This is a genomic window from Streptomyces sp. ATexAB-D23 (assembly GCF_000373645.1).
In the GTDB taxonomy this organism is placed as follows: domain Bacteria; phylum Actinomycetota; class Actinomycetes; order Streptomycetales; family Streptomycetaceae; genus Streptomyces; species Streptomyces castrisilvae.
Genome location: NZ_KB892032.1, coordinates 1 through 23,307 on the forward strand (window position 1 = coordinate 1; position 23,307 = coordinate 23,307).

The window sequence follows — 23,307 nt, forward strand, 5'->3', positions numbered from 1 at the left end:
GACGTGCACGCCGAGACCTCGGGCGTCGCGCACTTCGCGTACGACGACGAGGAGACCTGCATCGCCGAGGTCCGCTACCTCATCGGACTGCTGCCCTCCAACAACCGTGAACTCGCCCCGACCGTCCTGTCCGACGACCCGCACGACCGCCGGAGCGAGGCACTGCTCGACCTGGTCCCCGCCGACCCCGGCCGGGTCTACGACATGCGCGCCGTCATCGAGGAGATCGTCGACAACGGGGACTTCTTCGAGATCCACTCCGGCTGGGCGGGCAACAGCCTCTGCGTCCTGGCCCGCCTCGGCGGCGAGGTCGTCGGCATCGTCGCCAACCAGCCGGCCACCACCGCCGGGGTACTGGACATCCGGGCCAGCGAGAAGGCGGCCCGCTTCGTCCAGTTCTGCGACGCCTTCAACATCCCCATCATCACTCTTCTGGACGTCCCCGGCTTCCTGCCCGGCGTCGACCAGGAGCACGGTGGAATCATCCGCCACGGCGCGAAGCTGCTCTACGCCTACTGCAACGCCACCGTCCCTAGAGTCTCGGTCGTGGTTCGCAAGGCATACGGTGGTGCCTACATCGTGATGGACTCAAGGTCCATCGGAACCGACCTGTCTTTTGCCTGGCCCGGCAACGAGATCGCGGTCATGGGGGCGGAGGGCGCCGCCAACGTCATCTTCCGCCGCGAGATCAACAGCGCCGACGACCCCGAGGCGATGCGGCGGCAGAAGATCGAGGAGTACCGCTCCCAGCTCATGCATCCGTACTACGCGGCCGAACGCGGCCTCGTGGACGACGTCATCGACCCCCGAACGACCCGCGAGACCCTCATCGGATCCCTCGCGATGCTGCGCGACAAGCACGCCGAACTGCCCTCCCGCAAGCACGGCAACCCCCCTCTGTGACGGAGAACCATGTCGGACATCCGGGTAATCCGCGGCTACGCTACTCCCGAGGAACTCGCCGCTCTCGTCGTGGTGTTGATGGCCCGGTCCGCCGCGGCCCAGCCCCAGCCCCTTCGCCCGTCCCGCCGCCGCACACCCAACTGGCACCGCCTCGAACGCGCGCTGCGCCACAGCGGCGCCCGGGGCTGGGGCCGGGAGCAGGGAACGGGCCGCACGCTCGCAGTGAGCTCCCCGGGCCGGACTTGACTTCAGCCTTGGTTCAACGTTCAGACTCGGGCGGAAAGGCTCCAGGCCGTCTCCGCCCGGCCGGTACTAGAGGAGATATATGTCCGCCGCACCTCTGCGCCTCGCCGTGATCAACAGCAGCGTCCGGGAGGGCCGGTTCGGCCCGACCGTCGCACGATGGTTCCTCACCCAGACCGAGCAGCGCGCGGACGTGGAGGTCGACCTGATCGACCTCGACGAGCACGCGCTGCCGCACCAGATGTCGCACTCGCCCAGTGACGAGGTGGCCGCGGAACTGGCCCGGGTGTCGCCCCGCCTGGCCGCCGCCGAGGCCTTCGTCGTGGTGACGCCGGAGTACAACCACAGCTACCCGGCCTCGCTCAAGAACCTCATCGACTGGCACTCCACCCCGTGGCAGGCCAAGCCGCTCGGCTTCGTCTCGTACGGCGGCCTGGCCGGCGGCCTGCGGTCGGTGGAGCACCTGCGCCCCGTCTTCGCCGAGCTGCACGCGGTCACCGTGCGCGACTGCGTGAGCTTCCACAACGTGTGGGGGCAGTTCGACGAGTCGGGAGCCCTCGTGGAGCCCACCGCGGCGAGCACGGCCGCCAAGGCCCTCCTCGACCAGCTGGTGTGGTGGGGCGTCTCGCTGCGCGAGGCCCGCGAGAAGCGCCCGTACGGGGCCTGAGACCCGGCAGGCCTACGGGGCCGTCCCACCGCGGACGGCCCGTGGGCCTGACACCCGCAAAATCACTGGTCGCCCTGCGCGAGGCGCACCAGCACCTTGTGGAAGTCCTCGCGCTCAGCGGGGGAGAAGGCCGCGAACATGGTCTCGTTGGCCTGTTCGACGGCCCGGTCCATCTCTTCGAACAGCTTCCGGCCCTCCTCGGTGCTCCTGACGAGGTTGCGGCGACGGTTGGCGGGGTCCGTTTTACGGGTGACGGCCCCGCGGCCCTCCAGGTCCCCCAGGAGCGCGACCATGTTTCCCGCGTCCAGGCCGAGGGCCCGCCCCAGGTCGGCCTGGGTGCACTCGCCGAGTTCGGCCAGGCCCGCCATCACGCGGTAGTGCTGCATCCGCAGACCGGTGGTGTCGAGGTATTCGCAGAGCAGCCGCTGGGCCCGCAGAGCGGCGCCGGAGAGCAGCCAGACATCCAGTTCGACCAGGCGTCCGTACAGGGTCATGCGGACGAGTCTACGGGACAGTGTTGCACCGACCAACGTTCAGGCCATATCGTTATGCCGTACAACATTGGTCGACACAACAAATGTGTCAGGGCCATCGGCCTGCCGTCACAGAAGTGAGAACTCGTCATGGCTGAAGAGCACATCACCGCGCCCCGTGAGTCCGGCGCCGCCACCCCGGACGCCCGGCGCTGGCAGGCCCTGGTCTACATCGCCCTCGCCCAGCTGATGGTGTCCGTGGACAGCACCATCGTGAACATCGCACTGCCCTCCGCACAACGGGCGCTCGACATCTCCGACAGCAACCGGCAATGGGTCATCACCGCCTACATGCTCGCCTTCGGCGGGCTGCTGCTCCTGGGCGGCCGGATCAGCGACACCATCGGCCGCAAGCGCGCCTTCCTCATCGGCGTCATCGGCTTCGGAGTGGCGTCCGCCATCGGCGGCCTGGCGGTCAACTCCGGGATGCTGCTGACCGCGCGGGCCCTGCAAGGCGCGTTCGGCGCCCTGCTGGCACCGGCCGGCCTGTCCCTGCTGGCGGTCACGTTCGCCGAGCCCAAGGAGCGGGCCAAGGCCTTCGGGGTGTTCAGCGCGATCGCCGGAAGCGGCTCCGCCGTCGGCCTGATCCTCGGCGGTGTGCTGACCGAGTACCTCAACTGGCGCTGGTCCCTCTTCGTGAACATCGCCTTCGCCGTGGTCGTGGTCGCCGGCGCCGTCTCCGTCGTCCGCGACGAGGGCAGCCGCCCGCCCCGCGAGAAGCTCGACATCGCCGGCACCCTGCTCTCCGTCGCCGGGATCGTCGCCCTCGTCTACGGATTCACGCTCGCCGACAGCGAAGGCTGGACCGCCACCCCCACGCTGGCCCTCTTCGTGGCGTGCGTCGTCCTGCTGACCCTGTTCGTGGTCGTCGAGAAGCGGAGCAGCGCACCGCTCCTGCCGCTGCGGATCGTGACCGAGCGCAACCGGGCCGGTGTCTTCGCCTCCCAGGCGCTCGCCGTGATCACCATGTTCGGCCTGCTGCTCTTCCTGACCTACTACTTCCAGGAGATCCGCGGCTACGGCGCCCTCGCCTCGGGTGTGGCGTTCCTGCCCATGGTGGCCGGCATGCTCATCGGGGCGGGCCAGATCGCCAGCCGCATGATGCCGAAGATGGCCCCGCGCTGGATCATGGGCCCCGGCTTCCTCGTCGCCGCGCTCGGCATGCTGATCCTGACCCAGCTGGACGTCGACTCCTCCTACCCGCTGCTCGTCCTGCCCGGCCAGCTGCTGTTCGGCATCGGCCTCGGCATGGCCTTCACCCCGGCGATGAGCCTGGCCACCCACGGCGTCGAGGACCACGAGACCGGTGTCGCGTCCGCGATGATCAACGCCTCGCAGCAGCTCGGCGGCTCCATCGGCACCGCCCTGCTCAACACCATCGCGGCCAGCACCGCCGCCGCCTACCTGGCCTCCCGCGGCGGCGGCTCCGGCATCGCGAACCAGGCGGCGGTCCACGGCTACGCCGTCGCCGTGTGGTGGACCGTCGGCATCCTGCTGCTGGCCGGTGCGCTGATCATGCTCACCAACAACCTGCCCAAGCCGCGGCAGGACGAGAAGGCGGCCGAGGACATCACCCCCGTAGCCGTGTAGGCGGCACGGCCGCACCCCCATGAACGGCGACCGCCGGCGCCCCTCCCCCGTGGCGTCGGCGGTCGCTGCCGTTCGCGGCCCGCCCGCACGACCGGCCCCCGACGCAGCACAGGAGACCTCGTGGACCACGAGCAAGAGGCGGCGAACTCCTCCGTGGCCGCACCCGCCACCGGCACACCCCCGGTCCGTACGGTCACCCTGCACGGCAACGGCGTCACCCTCTCCGGACTGCTCGCCGAACCCGCCCGCGAACCCCGCGCCCTCCTGGTGGCCCTGCACGGCGGCGGAATGCGGGCCGGATACTTCGACGGCCGCGCCGACCCGGCCACCTCGCTGCTGACCCTCGCCGCGTCCTGCGGCTACACGGCACTCGCCGTCGACCGCCCCGGCTACGGCCGGTCCGCCGCGCGACTCCCCGGCGGCGCGGCCCTGTCCGAGCAGGCGGACACCCTCCGCGCCGCCCTGGACGACTACCGGCTCCGCCACCCCGGCGGCGCCGGAGTCCTCCTCGTCGGACACTCCCTGGGCGGCGCCACCGCCCTGCACACGGCCTCACGGTGGACGGACGAAGGACTGCTCGGCGCGGACGTCTCCGGCATCGGCGACCGATGGGCGCCCGCCGCGAAACAACTCGCCGCACGCGGCGGCCGCCTCTCCCACCGCATGCACTGGGGACCCCTCGCCCTCTACCCGCCCGGCACCTTCCGCTCCGCCGACAGCCTGATCACGCCCGTCCCCGAGCGGGAGGCCCGCGAAATACTGGACTGGCCCCAGACGTACGCCCGGCTGGCACGGCACGTGCGCGTGCCGGTGCGGTTCACCTTCGCCGAGCACGAACGGTGGTGGCGCAGCGACCCGGAGACCGTACGGGCCATGCTCGGCCGCCTCGGATCCCCGCTGTCCCGGAGCGAACGGCTCCCCGGCGCGGGCCACAACATCAGCCTCGGCCGGACGGCCCGCGCCTATCATCTGCGGGTCCTCGCCTTCCTGGAGGAGTGCCTGACACCCCCGGAAGCCGCGAAGAACCCGCCGGGACCCCGCTGACCGGGCAACTCCCGCCCACCGCACCCGTACCGGAACCCACCCCGCCGAGATCCACTCCACAACCACTGCACAAACCCTTGAGGAACGCACCGAATTCAGTGGGGCAGAACTCGACATACGTTCTCGGATCAGCCATGCGATTCATGCGCACGATACGCTCGCGCCGCTCCAGCGCAATTACTGGAAGCCGACCGCGAACGATGTCCTCCCATGAGTCCCAATGACGGATCACGAGACCGGGGGTCGATTCCTCGTGCGACAGGATCAAGTCGACGTCAAACTTCTGCGCTGGCCTGCGGAATCGGCCAGAAGACGCCAATGCATGGAAGAAGGCCTCCTGCGCCTGCTCATCGTGGAGGGCGGCGGCCCCGCCCCGATCTGCTCCGACACACGCGAGGACTGGGCACGGGCGCCCATCAGCAACGACGACTTACGCGCACGGATGACAGCCCTGCGCGCCAAGTCCTACCCCTTCACCGTACCGACCGTCGACCCGAGCGGTGCGCTGAAGTACCGCGACCGCGTAGTAGCGGTCTCACCTGTGGAAACAGCCTTACTGGACAGCCTGGCCGGCTCCTTCCGGGCGCTCGTGGGCCGCGAGGAACTACTGGACCGCCTGGGCGAACGCCAGGCGTGCATCAGCCGCAACGCACTGGACCTGCACATCATGCGCATCCGCCGGCGCATCCAGCCGCTGGGCCTGGCACTCCAGACCGCCCGGGGCAGGGGCTACATCCTCGCACCGGCCTCCTGACAAAAAGGTACGGCGGAAACATCCCCCGGAAAACAGGTTGGAAAGACAGCGGACAGGAACGGCTGACAGGCCCGCCGAGTTCGATGTCCAATGTTTCGGCAGCATGAAGAAACCCGTTGCTCGCGGCATTCTGCCATCCACTCCGATGGGATACTCCATGACCATTCAGCGACCGGCCTCCATCGACCCCCGGGAACCCTGGCTCAGGATCGGCACCCGCGAGTTCCGTTCCCGCCTCATCGTCGGAATCGAGCAGTACGACTCCGTCTCCGTGGTGCGGGACGTCCTCACGGTGACCGACGCGGACATCTTCATCACCACCGTCGACCCGGACAACCGCCGCAGCAGCCTCCTGCTGTCCGACCTGGACGCCGCCCTCGACCTCGACCGGTTCACCTGGATCGGCACCACCTCGTTCGCCCGCTCCAAGGACGGCGCCCTGCGCACGGCCGACGTCCTGCGCGACTCCTGGGGCATCGACATCCTGAAGCTGGACGTACGCGGCGACAACAACATGCCCGACAACCGCCAGACCATCGAAGCCGCCCACGAACTGAGGGCGAAGGGCTGGTCGCTGCTGCCCTTCATCCTGCCCGACCTGAGCACCGCCCTGGCCCTCCAGGACGCGGGCTGTTCGGCGCTGCGCGTCATGGCGGCCCCCGTCGCCTCCGGGCGCGGCATCGTCGACCCCGGCCCCATCCAGGAGATCATCGACGTCCTGAGCATCCCCGTCATCGTCGAAGGCGGCCTCGGCACCGCCCACCACGTCGCCCAGGCCATGGGCATGGGAGCCGCGGCCACCCTCGTCAACACCGCCCTCGTCGAGGCGAAGGACCCGATGAAGATGGCACTGGCCATGCGCCACGCCACCACAGCGGGCCGCTGCGCCTACGAGTCCGGACCGATGGCCGAGACCATCGCGGCCTGAGGAAAGGCCGGCCGGCCCAGCACCCGACGCCGGCCCGGTGCACACCGCGCAGGAGAGGATGACGTACCCCTGAACCGCCAAGAGGGTTACAGCCCCACCCGGGAACACCCGGGTGGCAGCGCGGCCGGCCCCAGCCGGCCACCGCACACGGCCGGGCCGGGCGACCCGTGGCCGGGCATACCGGCGTTCGTCGCCGGCACCACGGCCGTGGCCGCCATCGGCCTCGCCGCAGGCGGAACAGCCGGCGTCCTGCTCGCCACGGAACTGGCCGGCACGGCCTCGGTGGCCGGACTGCCCGTGGCCCTGCACCTGGGCGGCTCGGCGGTCGGCGCACTCCTGGTGTCCCACCAGGCAGGACGCGGACACCGCGGCCGCGGACTGGCCCTCGGCCTGATCCTCGGGGCCATCGGGGCACTGGTCGTCGTCCTCGCCGCCCGGCAGGGCAGCCTCGGCTGGATGCTGGCCGGCAGCGCCCTGCTGGGCACAGCCAACTCCTCCATCTTCCTCCTCCGTTACACCGCGGCCCAGGCCGTACCGGAAGGCAACCGCGGCAGGGCACTGGGCCTGGTGTTCCTCGCCACCGCCATCGGCGCGGTCATCAGCCCACTGCTGCTCGGCCCCAGCGGCTCCGCCGCACGGGCCGTGGGCCTGCCCACACTGTGCGGCCTGTACCTGGTCGCCTTCGCGGCGTTCGGCTGCTCCGCGCTCCTGCTGGCAGCGGGCTGCTCCCCGCGCACACCCCTGCTGGGACGGGCCGCCGGCGTGCTCGCCTCCGGCACGAAACCCGCGCGCGGCACCCTCCGGCTGGGCGCCGCACTGCGGGAGCCGGCAGCCGTGGTGGCCATGAGCGCGCTGGCCGGGGCCAACTTCATCATGGTCGGCATCATGACGATCACCCCGGTGCACCTCAGCCAGCACGGCGCGAGCACCGGCGTGGTCGGCTCCTTCGTGGCGCTGCACGTCGTCGGCATGTTCGCCCCCGCCCCCCTCGTCGGACGGCTCGCCGACCGCTACGGGCCCGTACCCGTCGTCCTCGTCGGCGCCGTGATCTCCCTCGTGGCCTGCGCACTCGGCGGCTTCAGCACAGGCCCCACAACACTGACCACCGCGCACCTCGTCCTGGCCGGCCTCGGCTGGAACTTCGGCGTGGTCGGCGCCAGCACACTGCTGACCGGCGCGGTCCCAGGACAACTGCGCCCCTACGTCGAGGGGATCGGCGAAGCCACGATGGGCGCCGCCGCCATGGTCGTCGCCCCCCTCGTAGCCCTCTTCCCCGGCGCCTGGGGATACCAGCTCCTGGCACTCTGCGCCCTCGCGCTCACAGCCCTCGCCCTCGCCCGCATGCGCGTCCCCGCCTCCGGCCCGCTCGCCCAGACACCAAGGATGCCGACATGAAAATTCTGACCTGCAGCAACAGCTGCCCCCAGTGGACGGACGGACAGCTCAACCCCCGTTCCGCCGGCGGGCTCGTCCCCATGCTGATCGCCCTGCTCGACGAACACGGCGGCGACTGGATCTTCACCTCACCCCCCGGCGACGACCTGCCCGCATCGGTGACCCTGGCCGGCGGCGTCACCCTGCACCCCATGGGCCTGGACGAGGACCTGCGCCGCCACCACTACGACACCATCTCCATCCAGCTGCTGCTGGGACTCCTGCACTACATGCACGACACGTCTGTCGAACCCGTCTTCGACAGCAGGCTCGCCGAAGCATGGGCGGGCTACGAGACCGTGAACCGGCTGTACGCGCAGCGGCTCACCACCCTGTCCGCCGACACCGCCGACGAACTGATCCTCATCAACGACCCGCACCTCATGCTCGTCCCGGAGTTCTTCACCGCAGGCAAGACCTCCAGGCAGAGCAAGCTCACCTACTTCCTCGGCACCCCCTGGTGCGAGCCCGACTACTTCACCCTCCTGCCCGGACACGTCCGCACCCGGATCCTGGAATCCCTCCTCACCTGCGACACCGTCGGCTTCCACGCCCGCCGCTGGACCGACGCATTCGCCGCCTGCTGCGCCAGGTTCCTGCCCGACGCCGTCATCGAGGGCGACACCGTCGTGCACCGGGGCCACCGCACCCGGCTGGTGTCCTCCCCGTTCCCGCTCGACGTACAGGTGCTGGACACCATGGTGGACGAACCCGCCACCGCGTCATGGACCCAGCGGCTGACGGAGATGGCGGACGGCCGGCGCATGATGGTGCGCGCCGACCGGATCGACCTCTGGAAGAACATGCCCCGCGGGTTCGCCGCCTTCGAAGCGGCCCTGGAACACTCCCCGGAACTCGCCGAAACCACCTGGTTCCTCGCCATCGGCACCTCGCCCAGCCGCGCGTCCGCCCGCCACCTCGCCTACCAGCGGCTCACCGAGGAGGCGATCCAACGGGTCAACGACCGCTTCGGGAAACCCGGCCGGCCGGTGGCCACCCTCCTCCAGCCCGGCAAGGGCCGCGACTCGCGCAACTGCGTCGTCGCCGCCCTGCTCATGAGCACCGCGGCCATCGTCAACTCCACCTACGACGGCCTCAACCTGTTCGCCAAGGAGGCCGCCTACCTGATGGACGACTCCGCTTCGCTGCTCCTGTCGGTCAACGCGGGCATCCACGAACAGCTCGGCCCGTTCGCCCGCGCCATCGACCCCTTCGACATCGACCAGAGCAGCCGCGTCATCGAGGCCGCGCTGAACACGGACGCCGACGGCACCGGCCCCGCCGAGAAGCGCCGCGCACTGCTGCGCTCGGAGACCGCCGAGGAGTGGCTCACCTCGGTCTTCCCCGGCTGACCCCGGGCGACCGCGCGTCATGGTGCCGCGTCCTCCACGCGGCACCACGACGCGTCCGAAAGGGTTGCATTCACGGGCTGAAGACAAGAGTCGACGTGTGCTGCTCTCCGCCCTGGAGGTACAGACACATGGCATCCGAGGAAGAACTCTTCGCGAACATCGACGCACTACTGCAGGGGGAACCCCAACTCCAGCCCCCCCCTGAGGGGCTCAAGGCGGCGGTCCGCTTCCAGGACGGCCCTGCGGTATTACGCCGTAATACCGAGCCGCCGAAGGAGGTTCATCCCCAGAAGGCGGGCGTCACGTGGTGTCGGCGGTCGTGGCGGACTTCTCCGCCCGCATCCGCTTCGACTCCTCGATCTTGTAGTCGACCAGCAGCTCCGTCAGCTTGCGCCGGGCCGGTACGTCGAGCTGCGCGACGATGAGGGCGGTCAGGGTGTGGGGGTCGGTCGAGGGCAACGGGGCGGCAGGGTCGGTGGCCGGCGCCTGCCGCTCGGCGGGACGTGACTTCTTCGCCCTGGTGGCCTTCAGACGCTGGAGGTGGGCCTCCTGCTCCTCGGCCTTCTTCTTGCCGACCAGACGCAGGGTGGCCGCGGACTCCTCGCCCGACTGGAGCTTCTCCTTGAGCGCGGGCGTCAGGGTCAGCAGCGCGAGGCGCTGGGAGACCCAGCCCTGGGAGCGGTGGAGGCGGGCCGCGAGGGCCTCCTGCGTGCCGTGGATCCGCAGGAGCTGTTCGAGGGCCCTGGCCTCGTCCAGGTGGTTGAGCTCCTGGCGGTGGATGTTGGCGACGAGGGCCGACTCCAGTATCTCGTCGGGGTTGCTGCCGAGGTCGTCGTCGAGCATCACCTTGATCCGGGCGACGCCGGCCTCGCGGGCCGCCGCCAGGCGGGAGTTGCCGTCGATGACGACGTACTTGGTGCCTGGTTCCAGGTCGGCTTCCCGCCCCGGGTTGCCTTCGAGGTAGGCGAACCGGCCCATGATGCTGATGGCGGTCTTCTGGCCGTGGTCGCGCAGGCTGTTGCCGAGGTCGGTGAGGTCGCCGAGGTCGGACCTGGGGTTGTCGGGGTTGAGGCTGATGACGTCGACGGGCAGGTCGACCGGGGGAGGGGCCCCCTCCGTCGGTGCGGCGGCCACCTGGTTGATGGCGGCGCGGCGGGCGCTGATGGACTGCGTCTGGCCGAAGGAGGCGCCGGCGCCCAGCCGGGATGCCTTGCTCATGAGATCTCCCGGGCGAGTGCGCGCATGCCGACCGCCTGGTCGCAGCGGGGTGAGTACGCGAGCAGGGGCTGCTTCACGCGTACCGCCTCCTTCTGCTCCTTCAGGTCTCCGATGACTCCGACGACCCGGGGGTCCTTGATGTCCATCCAGGAGCTGAGCGAGGAGGTGGCGATGTAGCCGCGGCGTGCGTCGTAGTGGTTGACGACGATGCCGAGGTAGTCGAGTTCGAGGTGCATGTCGTTGCGGAGGTCCTCGATCTGCGAGGTGAGGAGCCCGTAGGCGTCGGCGGAGCTGTCCTCGGCCTGGACGACGACGAGGACACCGGAGTTGCCCGGGGCCTCGCCCCGCCGGCGGCGCCCGTAGTACGCGGCGGCGTCCATGCTGAGCCCGAGGCTCGGCGGGCAGTCGATGATCACGGCGTCGTAGTCCCCCTCGATCGCCGACAGGGCCCGTTCCAGCGCCGCCTCGCGCGCCCGGACCGCGGAGAGCTTGACGTCGAGGAGGAAGGCGTCGGTGCAGGCGGGCAGCAGATGGAGCCGGTCGCCGAAGCGGGGGTCCTCCACCGGTACGACGAGATCGGCGAGCCGGCCCATCGCCTCACCGGCCATGTGCTTGGTGAGGCTGTCGCCCTCGATGGGCAGCGGCTGGTGGCCGAGCTGCTTGGTGAGGTGGCACTGCGGGTCGAAGTCGACCAGGAGAACACGCAGCCCGAGCCCGGGAAGGTCCTCGTGGTCGAGAGCCGAACCCTCCTCGCCCCCGAAGAGCGCCGCCGCGAAGTGCTTGGAGATGCGGACGGGGTGGAGCGCGTCGGCGTCCTCGGCAAGCGCTTCGCCGGTACCGGCGGCGATGGCGGTCTTGCCCACGCCGCCCTTCTGGTTGCAGGTGATGATGCGCTTGGGGTGCTCCGGTCGTACGGCGGTGGGCGCCGGGTTCGTCTCCAGCCACATGACGACCGACTGGGCGAGCCCCTGAATGAGCGACACCCCGCGGGAGGCGCAGTCGGCGCGGAACTCCTCCCACTGCCCGTCGGGCAGGAAGGTGGCGAAGGACTTGGCACCGGCCGTGTCGACGGGAGACAGGTTGGAGCCGAGCCGCCGCCAGGCCCTGATGCCGGCTTCGACGGCGTGCTGGATGTCGACGTTGTGCTGGGCGGCCCGGATCTTCAGATCCTGCTGCAACACCGAGGGCAGCTTGGAGACGACCTTCTCGCGGTCGCCGGGGGAGGGCGATGTCATGGGGGTCACCTTACTAACTCTGGTGATCCTTTCCGACAGCAGCACGTTAGTTGTGTCTTCGAGAAGGTCCTCCGCGCAGCTGACCGGCGGCGGCCTGCTGCCGCTCGCACGGGCCAGACGCGTAGCAGCCTCGGCTATTACGCCGTAATAGCCGAGGCCCCCGAGCCCCCGCCCGCCCCGTCAGTTCGCGGCGTCAGCCGTCGCGGTCAGCCCCCGCTGCGAACGCGGCGTCTTGTCGCCGACCCGCTTCGGCTCGATGGTGCTCGGGTCGACCGCTTCGCCGGGCGCGCCCTCGTGGTACGGGCCGTCGGGGTCGGCGTCACGGTCGTGGGGGAGCAGGAAGAAGACCCGGCGCAGATGGAGACCGCTGTCGGGGTCGGCCTCCGTGTGCGCCTCCAGCTCCGTGTAGCCGACCATGCGGCCGTCCCGCTCGTAACGGGGCTTCCCCCGGCGCCGGGTGGTCTTGTCGAGGGCCTGGCGCACGTAGTCGAGGTTGTCGGGGTTCTCCAGCCAGACCACAGCGTTCTCGTGGTGGAGGTCGCTCTCGTTCAGCAGCGAGCTCATGGCTGCAGCCCCTTTGTGTTTCGGCCGGCCGGGAGAGGGCCGGGATGGGTGTGAGCACGTTCCCTGGTGGGGGCACCGTGTTCATGGTAGGCCGAGGCGGCGGATGTGCGCCGGGCGCGTGGGTCAGGCATGGCCGGTCCGGGAGTCGTCGTCGGTGAGGAGCCCGAGGCCCGGGTAGTACTTCTTGCCGCTGGACTTCATCATGTCGGCGGGCGAGGCGAGGGAGAGTTCCTGACGGACCCGGGTCGCGAACGCACGTGCCGTCGCGGGCCGGATGCCCTCACCGGCACTGCACCAGCTGCAGTACGTCGCGTACAGCAGCCCCTGCTCCACCCGGAGATCGGTGGTGTGGGTGGTGCAGCACTCGGTGAGGAAGCGGCCGATGTGGTCCTCGGTGGTGGCGTACGCCGCGGTGGCGGTACGGACGGTGGCGGGCCCGTCGAGCGGGTCACGGGTCGCGAGATAGAGCTTGGCGCCCTCGATGAGCCACTGCAGGATGCCGGGGCCCTCGCTCTGGACCAGTTCCTTGGCGAGGTTGTCGATCTTGCGGGCGGCGGGGACGACGCGCTCGAAGGGGATGAGCCGGATCCGCCGCCAGAACGCGTGACCGCCGGTGCCGACTTCGGGGCGGTGGTTGCCGAGCAGCCAGAGCTTGTGGGTCGGGTTGAAGCTGAAGAAGTCCTGCCGCATACGACGGGCCATGATGCGGTCGCCGCCGGTCAGGAGCTTCACACGGGATTCGTCGAACTTGTCGTTCGGCTTGAGTTCGGAGCAGACGACGATGCGCCGGCCGTGCAGCTCGGTCAGCTCGGTGGAGTGCTCGGAGAACTTGCCCTTTTCCATCAGGAACCCCGGCGGGGCGGCCTGCGCGTAGTCGCCGAGGATCTGCGTCATGACGTCGAGGAGGACGGACTTGCCGTTGGCCCCGGTGCCGTAGAGAAAGGGAAGCACCTGGGCCCCGACGTCACCCGTCACGGAGTAGCCGAGGAGCAGATGGAGGAAGTGGATGGTCTCCTCGCCCTTGGCGTCGTCGCCGAAGGTGTCGTGGAGGAAACGGTGCCAGCGCGGGGTGGGCGTCGCCTCGGGAGCCACACTCGTGGCACGGGAGTGCATGTCGCCCACGGGGTCGGGCTTGTGGAGGTGCCCGGTGTGGAGGTCGACGACACCGGCGGGGGTGCACAGCGCGTACGGATCGCCGTCCAGGACATCCGGGTCGAGGGCGAGCGCGGGAGAGGCCTTGGCCTGGGTGAGCATCGCCTTGATACCGGGGGTCGACATGGAACGCCGCCGGTGGGAGCTGAGTTCCCGGTCGGTGAACTGGCCGGAGGGGTCGGTCGCGGGCATCTGCTCGGCCAGATCGCCCGCCGCCCAGACAGCGGCCTTCTCGCCCCCGGTGCGCTTCCAGCGGTACTGGTCCCAGTGGTACCAGCCCAGCCCCTCGACGTGGCGGAACTGGTCACCGAACATCACCGCGAACAGCTTGGCATTGCCCCGGTCGGTCAGGAGCGAGGGCAGCCGCCCCCCGGACGGCGCCGGCTCGGGCACCGCGGAGGCGTTCTGCTGAGCGGGCAGACCGGGCAGCCCGCCCTCCTCTTCGAGGGCGAGCATCTGCTGCGCTGCGGCAGTGGCGTCGAAGCGCGGGCTGCTGTCGGCGCTGCTCATGGGCGTCCTTCGGGATGGAACGGGCGGGCTGCGCCGGCGGACAGGGCGGAAGCGATGACGGTGAGGCTGTGCCGGCTGCGGTGCGGCCGCGCACGGTCGGCGGCCGCGGTCAGCAGGTCCTGTGCCTGGCTCTCGGTGAGGTGCCCGCCGGCCACCAGGCCACCGGCGGTGTAGGCGGCCCGGTTCAGCTTCTCGGTGAAGGCCGTCCCCTCGGCCGCCGCCCCGCAGGCCTCGACCTCGGCGAGCAACGGCTCCAGCAGCCGCGTGGCACGCCGTTCGCCGCGTGCGGCCCGCACGGGCCGTGGCCGGGGCGCGGGGACCTGTACGGGGGCGGGGCGGGGCGTATGGCCGGTACGCCGGAGCTCGGCGGCGAGCCAGTCGGGCAGGGGCGCGGGGAACCGGGCCGCGCCGACAGGGGTGTAGGTGCCGGCGGGGGTGCGGGTGGCCGGGGTCACGATGTAGCCGCCGACGGCACGGACATCGACCTGCCAGGCCAGGGCGACCTTGGGGCTGGACCCGACCGACGACCGGTAGCTCGGCCCGTCGGGATCGGTGCGGTACCAGACGTGGAGGCCTCCGGAGGGCGTACGGACGCGAAGCGTCGACGCGTCGTCCGCCGGACTCGGCCGGCCGCGCAGCGCCGCGAGGAGGGCGAGGGTGTCGAACCCGGAGGCCAGGCCCGCCAGGTTGACGCTCTCGTGGATGGGGATGCCGGGCAGGAGCCGGTCGCGGTGCGGGACTTCGGCACTGTGGGCGTCGACGTCCAGTACGACGAGCCCGGCCGGGCCGCACGAGACCCCGACCCCCAGCGCGGGGTTGACGCCCCACCAGGCCGCCAGCAGCTCCGGGTCCGTGGTCGCCGCGTGAAAGCCGTGACACCACTTGCCCGCCGGAAGACAGGGGCAGTCGGCCGGACGATGGTGGTCCTTGCGGCAGGCCGGACAGTTGCCCGCGGGAGTCTTGCGGCCGGCGGCCAGCGGATGGACCGGCCAGCCGTTGCCCGCACACCAACGGGCCATGTCGAAGGGACTCGTGGTTCCCGCTGCACGCGGGCCACTGGTCTCGCTTTGACGCGGCACGCTGATTCGTCCTTGCCGAGGGCCAACAGGTTGTTCAGTCCCTGGAAGAAAGACCAGGTCACAGCGTTTCCACTGCGAGACAGAGGGACTGAAGGGACTGAGTTTTCCAATCGGGTCAGAGCCTACAACAGCAGCCTGCACGCACGTGGGACTGTTTCCTTCCGCGAGTCCCTTCAGTCCCTTGACCACCTGCGGGAGTTACGCCGCACCGCCGCTGGAACCCAGCGCGGCGGCCGGCGGGCAGACCGGGCGTGTCGGCAGTCGCACCCCGGACGCGAAGAGAGGGACCGAAGAGGGACGGAAGAGGGACCGAAGGGACTGGACCCTTTCGGTCCCTCTTCGGTCCCTTCAACAAAACCGCAGGTCACAGCGTTTTGCGGGATGAGGCGAGGGACTGAAGGGACTGAGAGTCAGTAGTTATGAACGGCTCAGGAGTACAGGGGGTAAATAAGAGGAGAATAGGGTGGTTTGTCTCGCGTGCGCGCATACACACGCACGCATAATGACTGGAACAGGGAAGTTGAGTCCCTTCAGTCCCTTCGGACCCTCTCCAGCACCCACCCCAAGCCTCTGACCTGGCCTTTTCTCGGAGGGACCGAAAAGGGACCGAAACAAGAGGGACTGAAGCCCCACCAACGCCCGACACCAGGACCGCCCGCCGCCCGCTCCACCGGACCCGGCGGAAAGAAGGGCTAGAAAGCCGCCGTCCTGTCCTCGCTGCGAGGGTCGGCCACTTGGTGCTCGGCGTACAGACCCGCCCGCGCCGCCCGCCGCCAGGGGCGCGCGTAGGCAACCGCCTCGGCAGCCGCCTCTGAACCGTCGTCAAGGTCCACGACGGCCACCGACGGCGAGCCCCCCCCGCAGCGCATCGCGCAAGCCAGTCACCGTTGGGGGCAACGATCCCTGACAGCGTGGCGGCACCGTCCTGTACGGGCACAGCCAGACTGACCCAGTAACTGTTGACCGCGGCGTGCCCCTGAGCCTGCGCGGCGGTGTTGCCGAGAGTGCCGCTGGTGGAGAACAGGACGCAGTCGGCACCCAGCCCCTCGTACTCCGCGAACAACTCCGGAAAGTGGATTTCCATACCGAGCAGGCACCCGAACCGCACGCCGTCGACGTCAAAGGTGACCGGCGCCCTGCCCGGCGAGTACATGTACGAGACCTTCGTCTTCGACAACAGGCGCTCGTCGTAACGCGTGACGACCTCGCCCCGGTCGGAGATGACGTAGAGGCTGTTGTGCGGGCGGTGCGGACCGGTCAAGCGATGCGCCGACGAAACCACCGACCACAACCGCAGCTCACGGGCGGTCTCGGCGATCGCGGCCAACTCCGACCGGAGCACGGACCATTGGCACCGCTCCCAGTCCGCCGGACCCACCGCACCGGGGCCGGCGACAGACATGACCCGCTTGTCGGGAAAGCAGATCGCCCCCTCCGGGAAATGCACGACCCGCGCCCCCTGCCCGGCGGCCACACGCATCAGGGCACGGACCCCACGCCCACTCTCACGCAGGGCTTCCGCGTCCCCGGGATCATTGCGTACGAGGGACTGTGCCACGGCGAGCCGTACGCTCCCCGGCGACGCACTCTCCGACGGAGCCGCCCGGAAATGCCGCAGGGCGGACGTATAGGACTCACCGGTCTTCGCGGAGCGGGCCCGCACCTGGTGCTTGAAATTCCTGCGCGAGGTCATTCGCTGCCTTCCACGCCCGGAGCGACGACCCCCCAGCAGCGACGCCCGAGGCGATCGGGCTGCACGAACGACCTGAGACACTGGTCCCTTTGCCTCCGACAGGAGACCGCGCTGGGGACGGTCACGGGAGGTTCGGCGTAGGCCACGCAGTCCAACATCCTGCCGCCGCCCACAGCCCCCGTCAACCACCAACGGCCCGCGCCCCGACCACACCCGAAGCCCCCCGGAAGCCAAGCGACCGAGGACCTCGACGAGGTCTGAAATGTGGACATGTGGGTCATCCGTGATGATGATGATGACCGCTGGTCCGGAACCGTGTTCACTCTCGATGAGGTGCGCCGGATCATGGACCGTCAGCGGCAGGTCGGCGAACCAGAGGGCGACTACTGGTGGTGTTGGGACGGCCTCGTCGTGCGAGATGAGGGTGTGCCGTCGATGGTCAAGGTCATCGACGGACTCGTCGCCGCAGGCGAGCACGGGACAGTCCTTCGTCATGTGGGGCCCGAAGTGGACGCTTGATCAGCGACGGTCGTGGGGAACGGGTCTGCTGCACCACGATGCCCGGGACGGGACATGCGACTGCGCGTCGCACTCTCTGGAGGACTTCTACGCATGTCTGACCCGGCGCTGACACCCTGTTCGAGCTCTGCGACGCTGATGCTCTGCGAGGACGACCCGGTGACCTCGCAGGTCGATCTGACATTGCTGGCCGAGCACCGGCGTGGCCACGGCGCGTTGCCCGACGCGCTCAACCAGGGCCGCATCGACGCAGACAGACTGCGCAAGGCGCTGGCCGTGCGCCACAGCCGAAGGCCGCCGACGAACACCCGTTCCTGGCAGTCGCTGTCCCGCCGTGGCTGCGTCCGGACGCGCCGACCAGCCCGGACCGCCTGTTCTGCCACGTCGCCGACCAGGACTCCTTGCGCAGCCTCGGCTGCGTACGTCCTTCCTCGCACGGGGCACCGATCGTAAGGCCCAGTTCGTACGACCCAGCACGGTCTTCGTACTCGCCGAATACCTGGGCTGGGTGGAGATCCTGCGCCGCGACATCCAGTTCCTCGACCTCGGCAGAAGCCGCGTCAACACACAGATCGTGCTGCAGATCTCACGGATCGGTGCGAGCCTGCCAGGATCGAAACGGTGAATAATGAGCTGCGCCTGTTCCGTGTCCAGCAGCGAGCTATCGGTGAACTGATGATCCACCCGGAGGGTGAGCCGGGTCGGCGCCGCTGTCTGGGTTACGCAGAGTTCTGCGCGAAGCTGGAGCACGACAACGGCTTCTCGAGTGGTTCTCCGTTCTGCTGGCGGACATAGACAGGCTCGCTGCGGACACCGCCCCGGCCATCACCCGGTTGCAGGATCTGCAGACGCAGTTGGTCACCCTGATAGATCTGCTGGACCCGAAGAGGACACGCTTTCCACAGTTACGGCTCACCTTCGACCGCGGCAGCCACGCTCGCACCCGCCTGACCTGAAAGGTCAGGATCCGGCTCCGAGTCATTGAGGTCGCCGATCAGCATGAACAGCGCATCCTCGGACAGGTCCTCGATGTGGTCACCGCTCTCGCTCTCTGCCCGGTAGTACGCAGACCCCATCGGCCCTGTCTCCCCCTCAACCCGCTGACCCCGGCACCCTGCCCCTGTCCAGTGCTGACCTCTCTCCTCGACCTGCTCCCGGACGACTGGGTCGACAGGCCGTACCACCCAAGGCGAATTCAGCCAGTGGCTCGGCGGCCGACTTCGGGTCGCTCCCGAGGACACCGAACTCCTTCTCGACACCCTCGACGACTACATGGCCACCCTGCGTGCCGCCCATGGCTCGGACGTCTGGGCGACCGACAACGCCGTCGTCCGTGAGGCCTACCAAGAGGCGGTCATGCCCCTGGCCGACCACCGTGACCCCACGCGCGCCCCGACCTGGGATCCGCCCCCTGGAGATCCGGGTGGACGACTGGCGGGTCCTTACGGCGTCGGAGGCTACCCGCAAGCCGCCGACCGGCTCGTCCCCCTCCTCGCCGACGGCTTGAGCTTCATCGACCCCGCCCGCCCCAACGCACCCGTCCCCGCCGGCCACCACCTGTCTTGCCTGGCCGAGCTGAAGGGCCCCATTGCTATCCCGTGATCACCGACACCCTCACGTGGGCTGGCCGGCACCAAGGCTGGGGCACGGTCACCGGTGCGCTCGACGCCCTCGCCTCCTTCGGCCTTGACGCGCAAGGCGCCCACGCCTTCGTCCGCCTGCTGACCAACGCCCCCGACGAAGCACTGCGCGCCGCTGCCCGCGCCACGCTTAACGTGCTCAGCGAACCAGTTCCGAAGCCACAGGTCCTGCGCCTTCTGCGGCGGTGCTCCCGTCACCAAAGAGCACGTCTTCCCCCAGTGGCTGAACGAGTACCTCCCTCCAGGACGGCACCGGACCGAACAGGCCCGCTACGGCGAGGGCGCCTGCGGCAAGACCGATCTTGATCCCGGGGCCGGGCACGGTGGAGCTCCCTCGTACTCAGCCCGCCCGCCATCCCGCGTCGAGCGAAGGGACGGCCCCCCTGCGCGGCGAGAGCTCTGCCTCGATGTACGTCCGCACGAGCGCGGCCGTCTCGGGCACCGTGACGTCCTTCGTCCAACGGCTGGATGAGTGCCGGCGGCACGTCAGTTCGAACCGGCCGCCGCCGTCGGTGTGCTGCTGCTTCAGTTCGGCGTACGGCTGCGTGCGGCAGCCCCGGTACAGCTCGGTCTCCTCCAGGTGGGCGCGGACAACGTCCAGACGGAACCGGGGCGGCAGGGTCCGCTGCTCCAGGCAACCCCGGCATCCCGGGAGGCGCTGGGTGCCGTCGCTCTGGAGGAAGCGGTAGGGGAGGCTCTTGCACTCGCGGTTGTTACAGCAACCGCAGAGCGGGTCTTCTCCGAACTACCAGCGGGATATAACCCGTTGAGACCCGATGGCACCGGCCCAGTCCGACGAGAACGCCTCCGCCTCCTGACGGAGCGGCGAGAAGCACAAGTTGCATGCGGACCATTCCAGGGTGCTGACCCAGCGTTCGTGATGCGGAATGCTTTGGGCATGAGCGAAGAATCCGAGCGGCTGGCGAAAGCTCTCACCGAGTTCCGGGAAGCCGAGGGCATCTCCGTGAGAGAGCTCGCGCATCGCACCGAGTTGAGCCAGGCGACCATCAGGCTCCACGAGAGCGATCGCGGACGCCCACCCGTCCCCATCGCGGCCCGTCGTTTCGAGGAAGTACTCGGCTGGGCACCGGGCAGTATCCCGACCGATTCGATCGAGACGACGGACTTCGAGATACCGAAGAGCGGAGCAAGCTGGCGCAGCGTCAGGTCCGTACGCCAGTAGACAGCTGCCAGAAGCACGCGGTCCTCCAGCGGAATCCTCCACGGCGGCCCGCCTCACCGAGCGATGTCCGCGCCTTCGCGCCGCAGTGCACGCACCACCCGGTTGAACTGGTGCAGAGCCACACCAGTGAACGGGCTGTCCACGCCGGCTCCGACACCGTGATCACACATGAGATGCCAAAATCATGGCGTCGAGCTTCGCAGCGTAGGTGGGAAAATTAGTGGCGCAGAGCGTCACTCTTGGTGAACCGAAATCCCGGGCCGTGCTTGGGCGGCCGGCCGCCCTTCGGGTCGTAGACACGGGGCGGCTTCGGCAGCCGCATGACGTGGTCGGAGCGGACCCGGCCGACCAGCTCGACGCGCAGGTCGCGCAGGTCCCAGGCCAGGCGGGTGATGTCGTAGCTCACGACGACAATGTCCGGGTTCCCGGCTTGCCACTGGCCAGCGGCAATGAGCCGTTCCGGGCGACGGTGACTGCGGTTGCGTCGTCCGCCGGGCCGATCCGAGCCGGACCGCGTCCAGGACCGCGTCCGGGACGCAGGGCCCAGCTCCAGAGCGGCTACGAAGGAGTGGGGTCGGCCCGGGATGAACTGTGATGCTGTCTTCGCGCGGCCGTAGATGTGGCAGAACAGGTGCTCCGCCGAGCACGGCGCGTCCGAGCGAAGCCGCGGCGAGGCGGCGACCGCCAGGACCAGGCGCCCGCCGTCGAACCGCGGCGGCGGACCGGCCAGCACCGTCCGCAGCCGTTGGCGTCGATCCGGCCGTGGTTCAGGCCGCCGTACATTGCTCCGTGCCCACGCCGGTGCTCGGGCAGCAGTGTCAAGTTCCACCGAGGGCTTCACCGCACCGTCCGTACAGAGCACCGCGTCCGCCAGTTCGAACAACTCGTCGCGCCGGGCGGTCAGACACTCGTAGAAGTCTCCCCGGACAGCGTGACGCTTCCGGGGAGACTTCCCTCCGGACAGCGTCAGGCAGCAGACTCACTCTCATGGCCTTCGTCTCGGTCACGTACACCTTGGTCGGAGCACAGGATCAGACGAAGGCCACCCCCATGTCCGCTGAACTGCGAAAATCTGCCTTGGGGACTCGCACTCCTCGGCCATGCTCCTGACGGCCGCAGCCTGGCTTCCGGTCTCAATCCAGTCATCGACCAGCAGAACGCGGTCTCCCGGCCCCAGCGAGGACCGCTGGAGTCGCAGCGTGTGACGAAGATGTCGGTAGTCGGGTGACCGCGCGCACCCGGGCTCTCAACCTTTTCTGTGCCTTCAGCGGATCTATTTCCATATACATGCGAGGGCGTGGTCCGAGGCTTCGAGGCCGGGAGAAGGTCAGCCGGGACTGGGCCGGTCGGGCCGGGAATCAGGTGCTCGCGGTGTCGTGATTGTCGATCAGCGGACCGAGGGCCCGTACGCGTTCGTGGAGGTCCGGGGTGCCAGGGGCCAGGGTGTCGGCGAGGGTGGTGTCGAGGCGGGCGGGGCGTACGAGGGGCGCCGAACTGAGCGGAGCCGGGCTGCTGGGACATGGCCGAGGCGTCGAGGGCGCGTTGTGCGGCATCGGCGGAGTGGGTGAGTGCTTCGCCCCGGGCGGGCACGAGGGGTGCCGCAGCCCATCCGGGCGTGCCGGACTCGTAGCGGTTCTCGGCGCGGGCGACCATGCTCTGGGCGCCCGGAGCCCAGGCGGTGAGCCGGTTGTTGTCGGTGCGGGTGCTGTGGGCGGACGCGGTGGTCAGGTGGGTTCGGGCACCGGTGCGGTCGTTGAGGTGGAAGGCGAGGTTGCCCATCAGCGCGGAAAGCCGGCCGACGTTGCAGTGCGGTCCGTCGGGGAGCGGCTGACGCGGGCGTGGAGGTGGGGCAGCACCAGGAGGACGTACTCGGCGTGCTGCTGGTGGTCCTCGCGGGCAGCGCCGGCCCGGCCCCCGGCGACGGTGCGGAGCCCCTGACGCCGACCCTGACGACCACGATCCGGCTGCCCCGTGCCTCCTGCCGCTGCCTGACGGCTTGGCCTGCCTGACGGACCACCGCCGCGGCCCCGGCCTCACGCTCAAAGCGACGGTCTACGCCGAACAGGGCGGCGAGGCCCCGTGCGCGCTGGACCGGGTGTGCTTGGAGTGTGGCCGGATGTCCCCCGAGTCGGCGCCGGTGTTCCGCAGCGCGTGCGGGGAACGGCTTCCGGGGCAGTGACCCCTTATTTGGGGTCCTGGTTCACAGGTTGCGGTCGAAGAATTCCAGGCTGTGGCGTACGGGCTCATGCAGGTCCGCGCCGTCGAAGCAGTGACCGGCCCCCGGGACGACGATCAGTTCGGCGGTGGCGCCGGCCTCGGTGAGTGCGGCGGCCAGCCGGCGGCTCTGGTCGCATGGGACGAGGGGGTCCGCGTCGCCGTGAACGAGCAGCGTGGGCGGCGCCTTTCGCGAGACGTGGGCCGGCGCCCCGGCCAGCCGGACGGCGTCCTCCTGCTGCGCGGCGGGCCCGAGGAGCATTCCCTCCGGCGAGTCGGGGGTGCGGTCGAAGGCCGCCAGGTCGCTGGGTGCGTACCAGGCCACGACCGCCTGCACCTGTGATTCGGGCCCGGTTTCCCGCCGGTCCAGCCCGAGTACGGTGGCGAGGTGTCCGCCTGCGGATTCGCCCCAGGCCCCGAACCTGTCGGGGTCGAGTCCGGTTTCCGGGGCGAGTCCGCGCAGTACGGCGACTGCTGCGCGGACGTCGTCGCGCTGCGCGGGGTAGTGTGCCTCGCCGCTGAAGCGGTACTGGATGGTTGCCATGGCGTATCCGGCGGCCAGTGCGGCTTTGACGGGGTCGGCAGAACCCAGCCAGGACTCGCTGACCCGGGGCGATCCGCGCCGCCAGGCTCCGCCGTGGATCCAGATGAGCAACGGCACGGTCGCGGAAGCGGTCGCGGGCACGGTCAGGTCGAGCGTCAGCGGCCGGTAGCCGTCGATCTCGGCGTAGACGACGTCCCGGTACTCCACGCGGTCGGAGGTGCGGGAGTAGGGCGGTGGCAGCGTGCCGACGCGTGAGTTCCGCACGAGGTCCTCCTCCGTCGGTTCGCCGGCTCCCCGGCCCGAGCGGG

At 69.8% G+C, this 23,307-nt stretch carries 23 protein-coding genes and 3 pseudogenes; 14 read left to right on the forward strand and 12 right to left on the reverse strand.

Annotated features, from left to right (window positions below):
- The 3 genes from B082_RS0124720 to B082_RS0124730 all read left to right on the forward strand — a co-directional run.
- On the forward strand, positions 1-903 hold a 903-nt coding region (locus B082_RS0124720), incomplete at its 5' end, for an acyl-CoA carboxylase subunit beta (RefSeq protein WP_018554481.1).
- Between the two features lie 9 nt (positions 904-912).
- Positions 913-1,149, forward strand: a complete 237-nt coding sequence (locus B082_RS36585) for an acyl-CoA carboxylase subunit epsilon (RefSeq protein WP_018554482.1) — start codon at positions 913-915, stop codon at positions 1,147-1,149.
- A gap of 79 nt (positions 1,150-1,228) precedes the next feature.
- Positions 1,229-1,813, forward strand: coding sequence for an NADPH-dependent FMN reductase (locus tag B082_RS0124730; RefSeq protein ID WP_018554483.1), 585 nt, complete (start codon positions 1,229-1,231; stop codon positions 1,811-1,813).
- Positions 1,814-1,875: 62 nt separating this feature from the next.
- Here B082_RS0124730 and B082_RS0124735 read toward each other — a convergent pair whose 3' ends face one another.
- A complete protein-coding gene (locus B082_RS0124735; RefSeq protein WP_018554484.1) occupies positions 1,876-2,307 on the reverse strand; it encodes a MarR family winged helix-turn-helix transcriptional regulator in 432 nt (143 codons plus the stop codon).
- Positions 2,308-2,436: 129 nt separating this feature from the next.
- Between B082_RS0124735 and B082_RS0124740 the strand changes: the two genes are divergently transcribed.
- The 6 genes from B082_RS0124740 (at position 2,437) to B082_RS0124765 (ending at position 9,448) form a co-directional block, all read left to right on the forward strand.
- Complete coding sequence (locus B082_RS0124740; RefSeq protein ID WP_018554485.1) at positions 2,437-3,936, forward strand: MFS transporter; 1,500 nt, start codon at positions 2,437-2,439, stop codon at positions 3,934-3,936.
- Positions 3,937-4,056: 120 nt separating this feature from the next.
- Positions 4,057-4,980 (forward strand): alpha/beta hydrolase, encoded by a 924-nt coding sequence (locus B082_RS0124745; RefSeq protein WP_018554486.1) that lies wholly within the window; start codon positions 4,057-4,059, stop codon positions 4,978-4,980.
- A 322-nt stretch (positions 4,981-5,302) separates the two neighbouring features.
- Entirely contained in the window at positions 5,303-5,734 is a 432-nt protein-coding gene (locus B082_RS36590) for a helix-turn-helix domain-containing protein (protein ID WP_018554487.1), read from the forward strand.
- 157 nt (positions 5,735-5,891) lie between these two features.
- A complete protein-coding gene (locus B082_RS0124755; RefSeq protein ID WP_106435535.1) occupies positions 5,892-6,662 on the forward strand; it encodes a thiamine biosynthesis protein ThiG in 771 nt (256 codons plus the stop codon).
- Between the two features lie 207 nt (positions 6,663-6,869).
- Complete coding sequence (locus B082_RS0124760) at positions 6,870-8,057, forward strand: MFS transporter (RefSeq protein ID WP_018554489.1); 1,188 nt, start codon at positions 6,870-6,872, stop codon at positions 8,055-8,057.
- On the forward strand, positions 8,054-9,448 hold the full coding sequence (locus tag B082_RS0124765; RefSeq protein WP_018554490.1) for a trehalose-6-phosphate synthase: 1,395 nt from the start codon (positions 8,054-8,056) through the stop codon (positions 9,446-9,448). The genes B082_RS0124760 and B082_RS0124765 overlap by 4 nt, the downstream gene beginning before the upstream one ends.
- 474 nt (positions 9,449-9,922) lie before the next feature.
- Here the strand turns inward: B082_RS0124765 and B082_RS0124770 are convergent.
- The 6 genes and pseudogenes from B082_RS0124770 to B082_RS36595 all read right to left on the reverse strand — a co-directional run.
- Positions 9,923-10,666 (reverse strand): annotated as a pseudogene (locus tag B082_RS0124770) (ParB/RepB/Spo0J family partition protein); the annotation flags it as partial.
- A complete protein-coding gene (locus B082_RS0124775; RefSeq protein WP_018554491.1) occupies positions 10,663-11,901 on the reverse strand; it encodes a ParA family protein in 1,239 nt (412 codons plus the stop codon). The gene B082_RS0124775 and the pseudogene B082_RS0124770, both read right to left, overlap by 4 nt.
- Positions 11,902-12,081: 180 nt before the next feature.
- The gene (locus tag B082_RS0124780) at positions 12,082-12,465 is read right to left on the reverse strand and encodes a DUF6009 family protein (RefSeq protein WP_018554492.1); all 384 of its coding nucleotides are present in this window, start codon (positions 12,463-12,465) and stop codon (positions 12,082-12,084) included.
- Positions 12,466-12,588: 123 nt separating this feature from the next.
- Positions 12,589-14,127 (reverse strand): DNA primase family protein, encoded by a 1,539-nt coding sequence (locus B082_RS0124785; RefSeq protein WP_018554493.1) that lies wholly within the window; start codon positions 14,125-14,127, stop codon positions 12,589-12,591.
- Positions 14,124-15,146: a bifunctional DNA primase/polymerase gene (locus tag B082_RS0124790; RefSeq protein WP_018554494.1), complete on the reverse strand. Its 1,023-nt coding sequence runs from the start codon at positions 15,144-15,146 to the stop codon at positions 14,124-14,126. The genes B082_RS0124785 and B082_RS0124790 overlap by 4 nt, the downstream gene beginning before the upstream one ends.
- Positions 15,147-15,570: 424 nt before the next feature.
- Complete coding sequence (locus B082_RS36595) at positions 15,571-16,899, reverse strand: carbon-nitrogen hydrolase family protein (RefSeq protein ID WP_324608505.1); 1,329 nt, start codon at positions 16,897-16,899, stop codon at positions 15,571-15,573.
- A 264-nt stretch (positions 16,900-17,163) separates the two neighbouring features.
- Here B082_RS36595 and B082_RS36600 point away from each other — a divergent pair, with 264 nt between their 5' ends.
- Together B082_RS36600 and B082_RS40035 are read left to right on the forward strand one after the other, a co-directional pair.
- Entirely contained in the window at positions 17,164-17,418 is a 255-nt protein-coding gene (locus B082_RS36600; RefSeq protein ID WP_018554497.1) for a hypothetical protein, read from the forward strand.
- Positions 17,419-17,443: 25 nt separating this feature from the next.
- Positions 17,444-17,804 (forward strand): annotated as a pseudogene (locus B082_RS40035) (transposase); the annotation flags it as partial.
- Between the two features lie 519 nt (positions 17,805-18,323).
- Here the strand turns inward: B082_RS40035 and B082_RS39265 are convergent.
- Positions 18,324-18,494: a hypothetical protein gene (locus B082_RS39265; RefSeq protein ID WP_018554499.1), complete on the reverse strand. Its 171-nt coding sequence runs from the start codon at positions 18,492-18,494 to the stop codon at positions 18,324-18,326.
- 196 nt (positions 18,495-18,690) lie between these two features.
- Between B082_RS39265 and B082_RS0124820 the strand changes: the two genes are divergently transcribed.
- Both B082_RS0124820 and B082_RS36610 read left to right on the forward strand, forming a co-directional pair.
- The gene (locus tag B082_RS0124820) at positions 18,691-19,020 is read left to right on the forward strand and encodes a hypothetical protein (protein WP_018554500.1); all 330 of its coding nucleotides are present in this window, start codon (positions 18,691-18,693) and stop codon (positions 19,018-19,020) included.
- Positions 19,021-19,956: 936 nt separating this feature from the next.
- A complete protein-coding gene (locus tag B082_RS36610) occupies positions 19,957-20,241 on the forward strand; it encodes a helix-turn-helix domain-containing protein (RefSeq protein WP_018554501.1) in 285 nt (94 codons plus the stop codon).
- Here B082_RS36610 and B082_RS38230 read toward each other — a convergent pair.
- From B082_RS38230 to B082_RS39270, 3 genes and pseudogenes are all read right to left on the reverse strand, one after another.
- A pseudogene (locus B082_RS38230) lies at positions 20,181-20,416 on the reverse strand (helix-turn-helix domain-containing protein); the annotation flags it as partial. The gene B082_RS36610 and the pseudogene B082_RS38230 sit on opposite strands and share 61 nt — an antisense overlap.
- Positions 20,417-20,458: 42 nt before the next feature.
- Positions 20,459-21,103: a transposase gene (locus tag B082_RS36615; protein ID WP_234018230.1), complete on the reverse strand. Its 645-nt coding sequence runs from the start codon at positions 21,101-21,103 to the stop codon at positions 20,459-20,461.
- Between the two features lie 496 nt (positions 21,104-21,599).
- Positions 21,600-21,794 carry a hypothetical protein gene (locus tag B082_RS39270; RefSeq protein ID WP_158688900.1) on the reverse strand — a complete coding sequence of 65 codons (195 nt, stop codon included), beginning with the start codon at positions 21,792-21,794 and terminating at the stop codon, positions 21,600-21,602.
- A 285-nt stretch (positions 21,795-22,079) separates the two neighbouring features.
- On the opposite strand from B082_RS39270, the gene B082_RS40040 reads away from it, so the two are divergent.
- Positions 22,080-22,250, forward strand: coding sequence for a hypothetical protein (locus tag B082_RS40040; RefSeq protein ID WP_234018226.1), 171 nt, complete (start codon positions 22,080-22,082; stop codon positions 22,248-22,250).
- A gap of 191 nt (positions 22,251-22,441) precedes the next feature.
- Here the strand turns inward: B082_RS40040 and B082_RS0124845 are convergent, their stop codons facing one another.
- A complete protein-coding gene (locus B082_RS0124845) occupies positions 22,442-23,263 on the reverse strand; it encodes an alpha/beta hydrolase (RefSeq protein ID WP_234018227.1) in 822 nt (273 codons plus the stop codon).
- Positions 23,264-23,307: the final 44 nt, after the last annotated feature.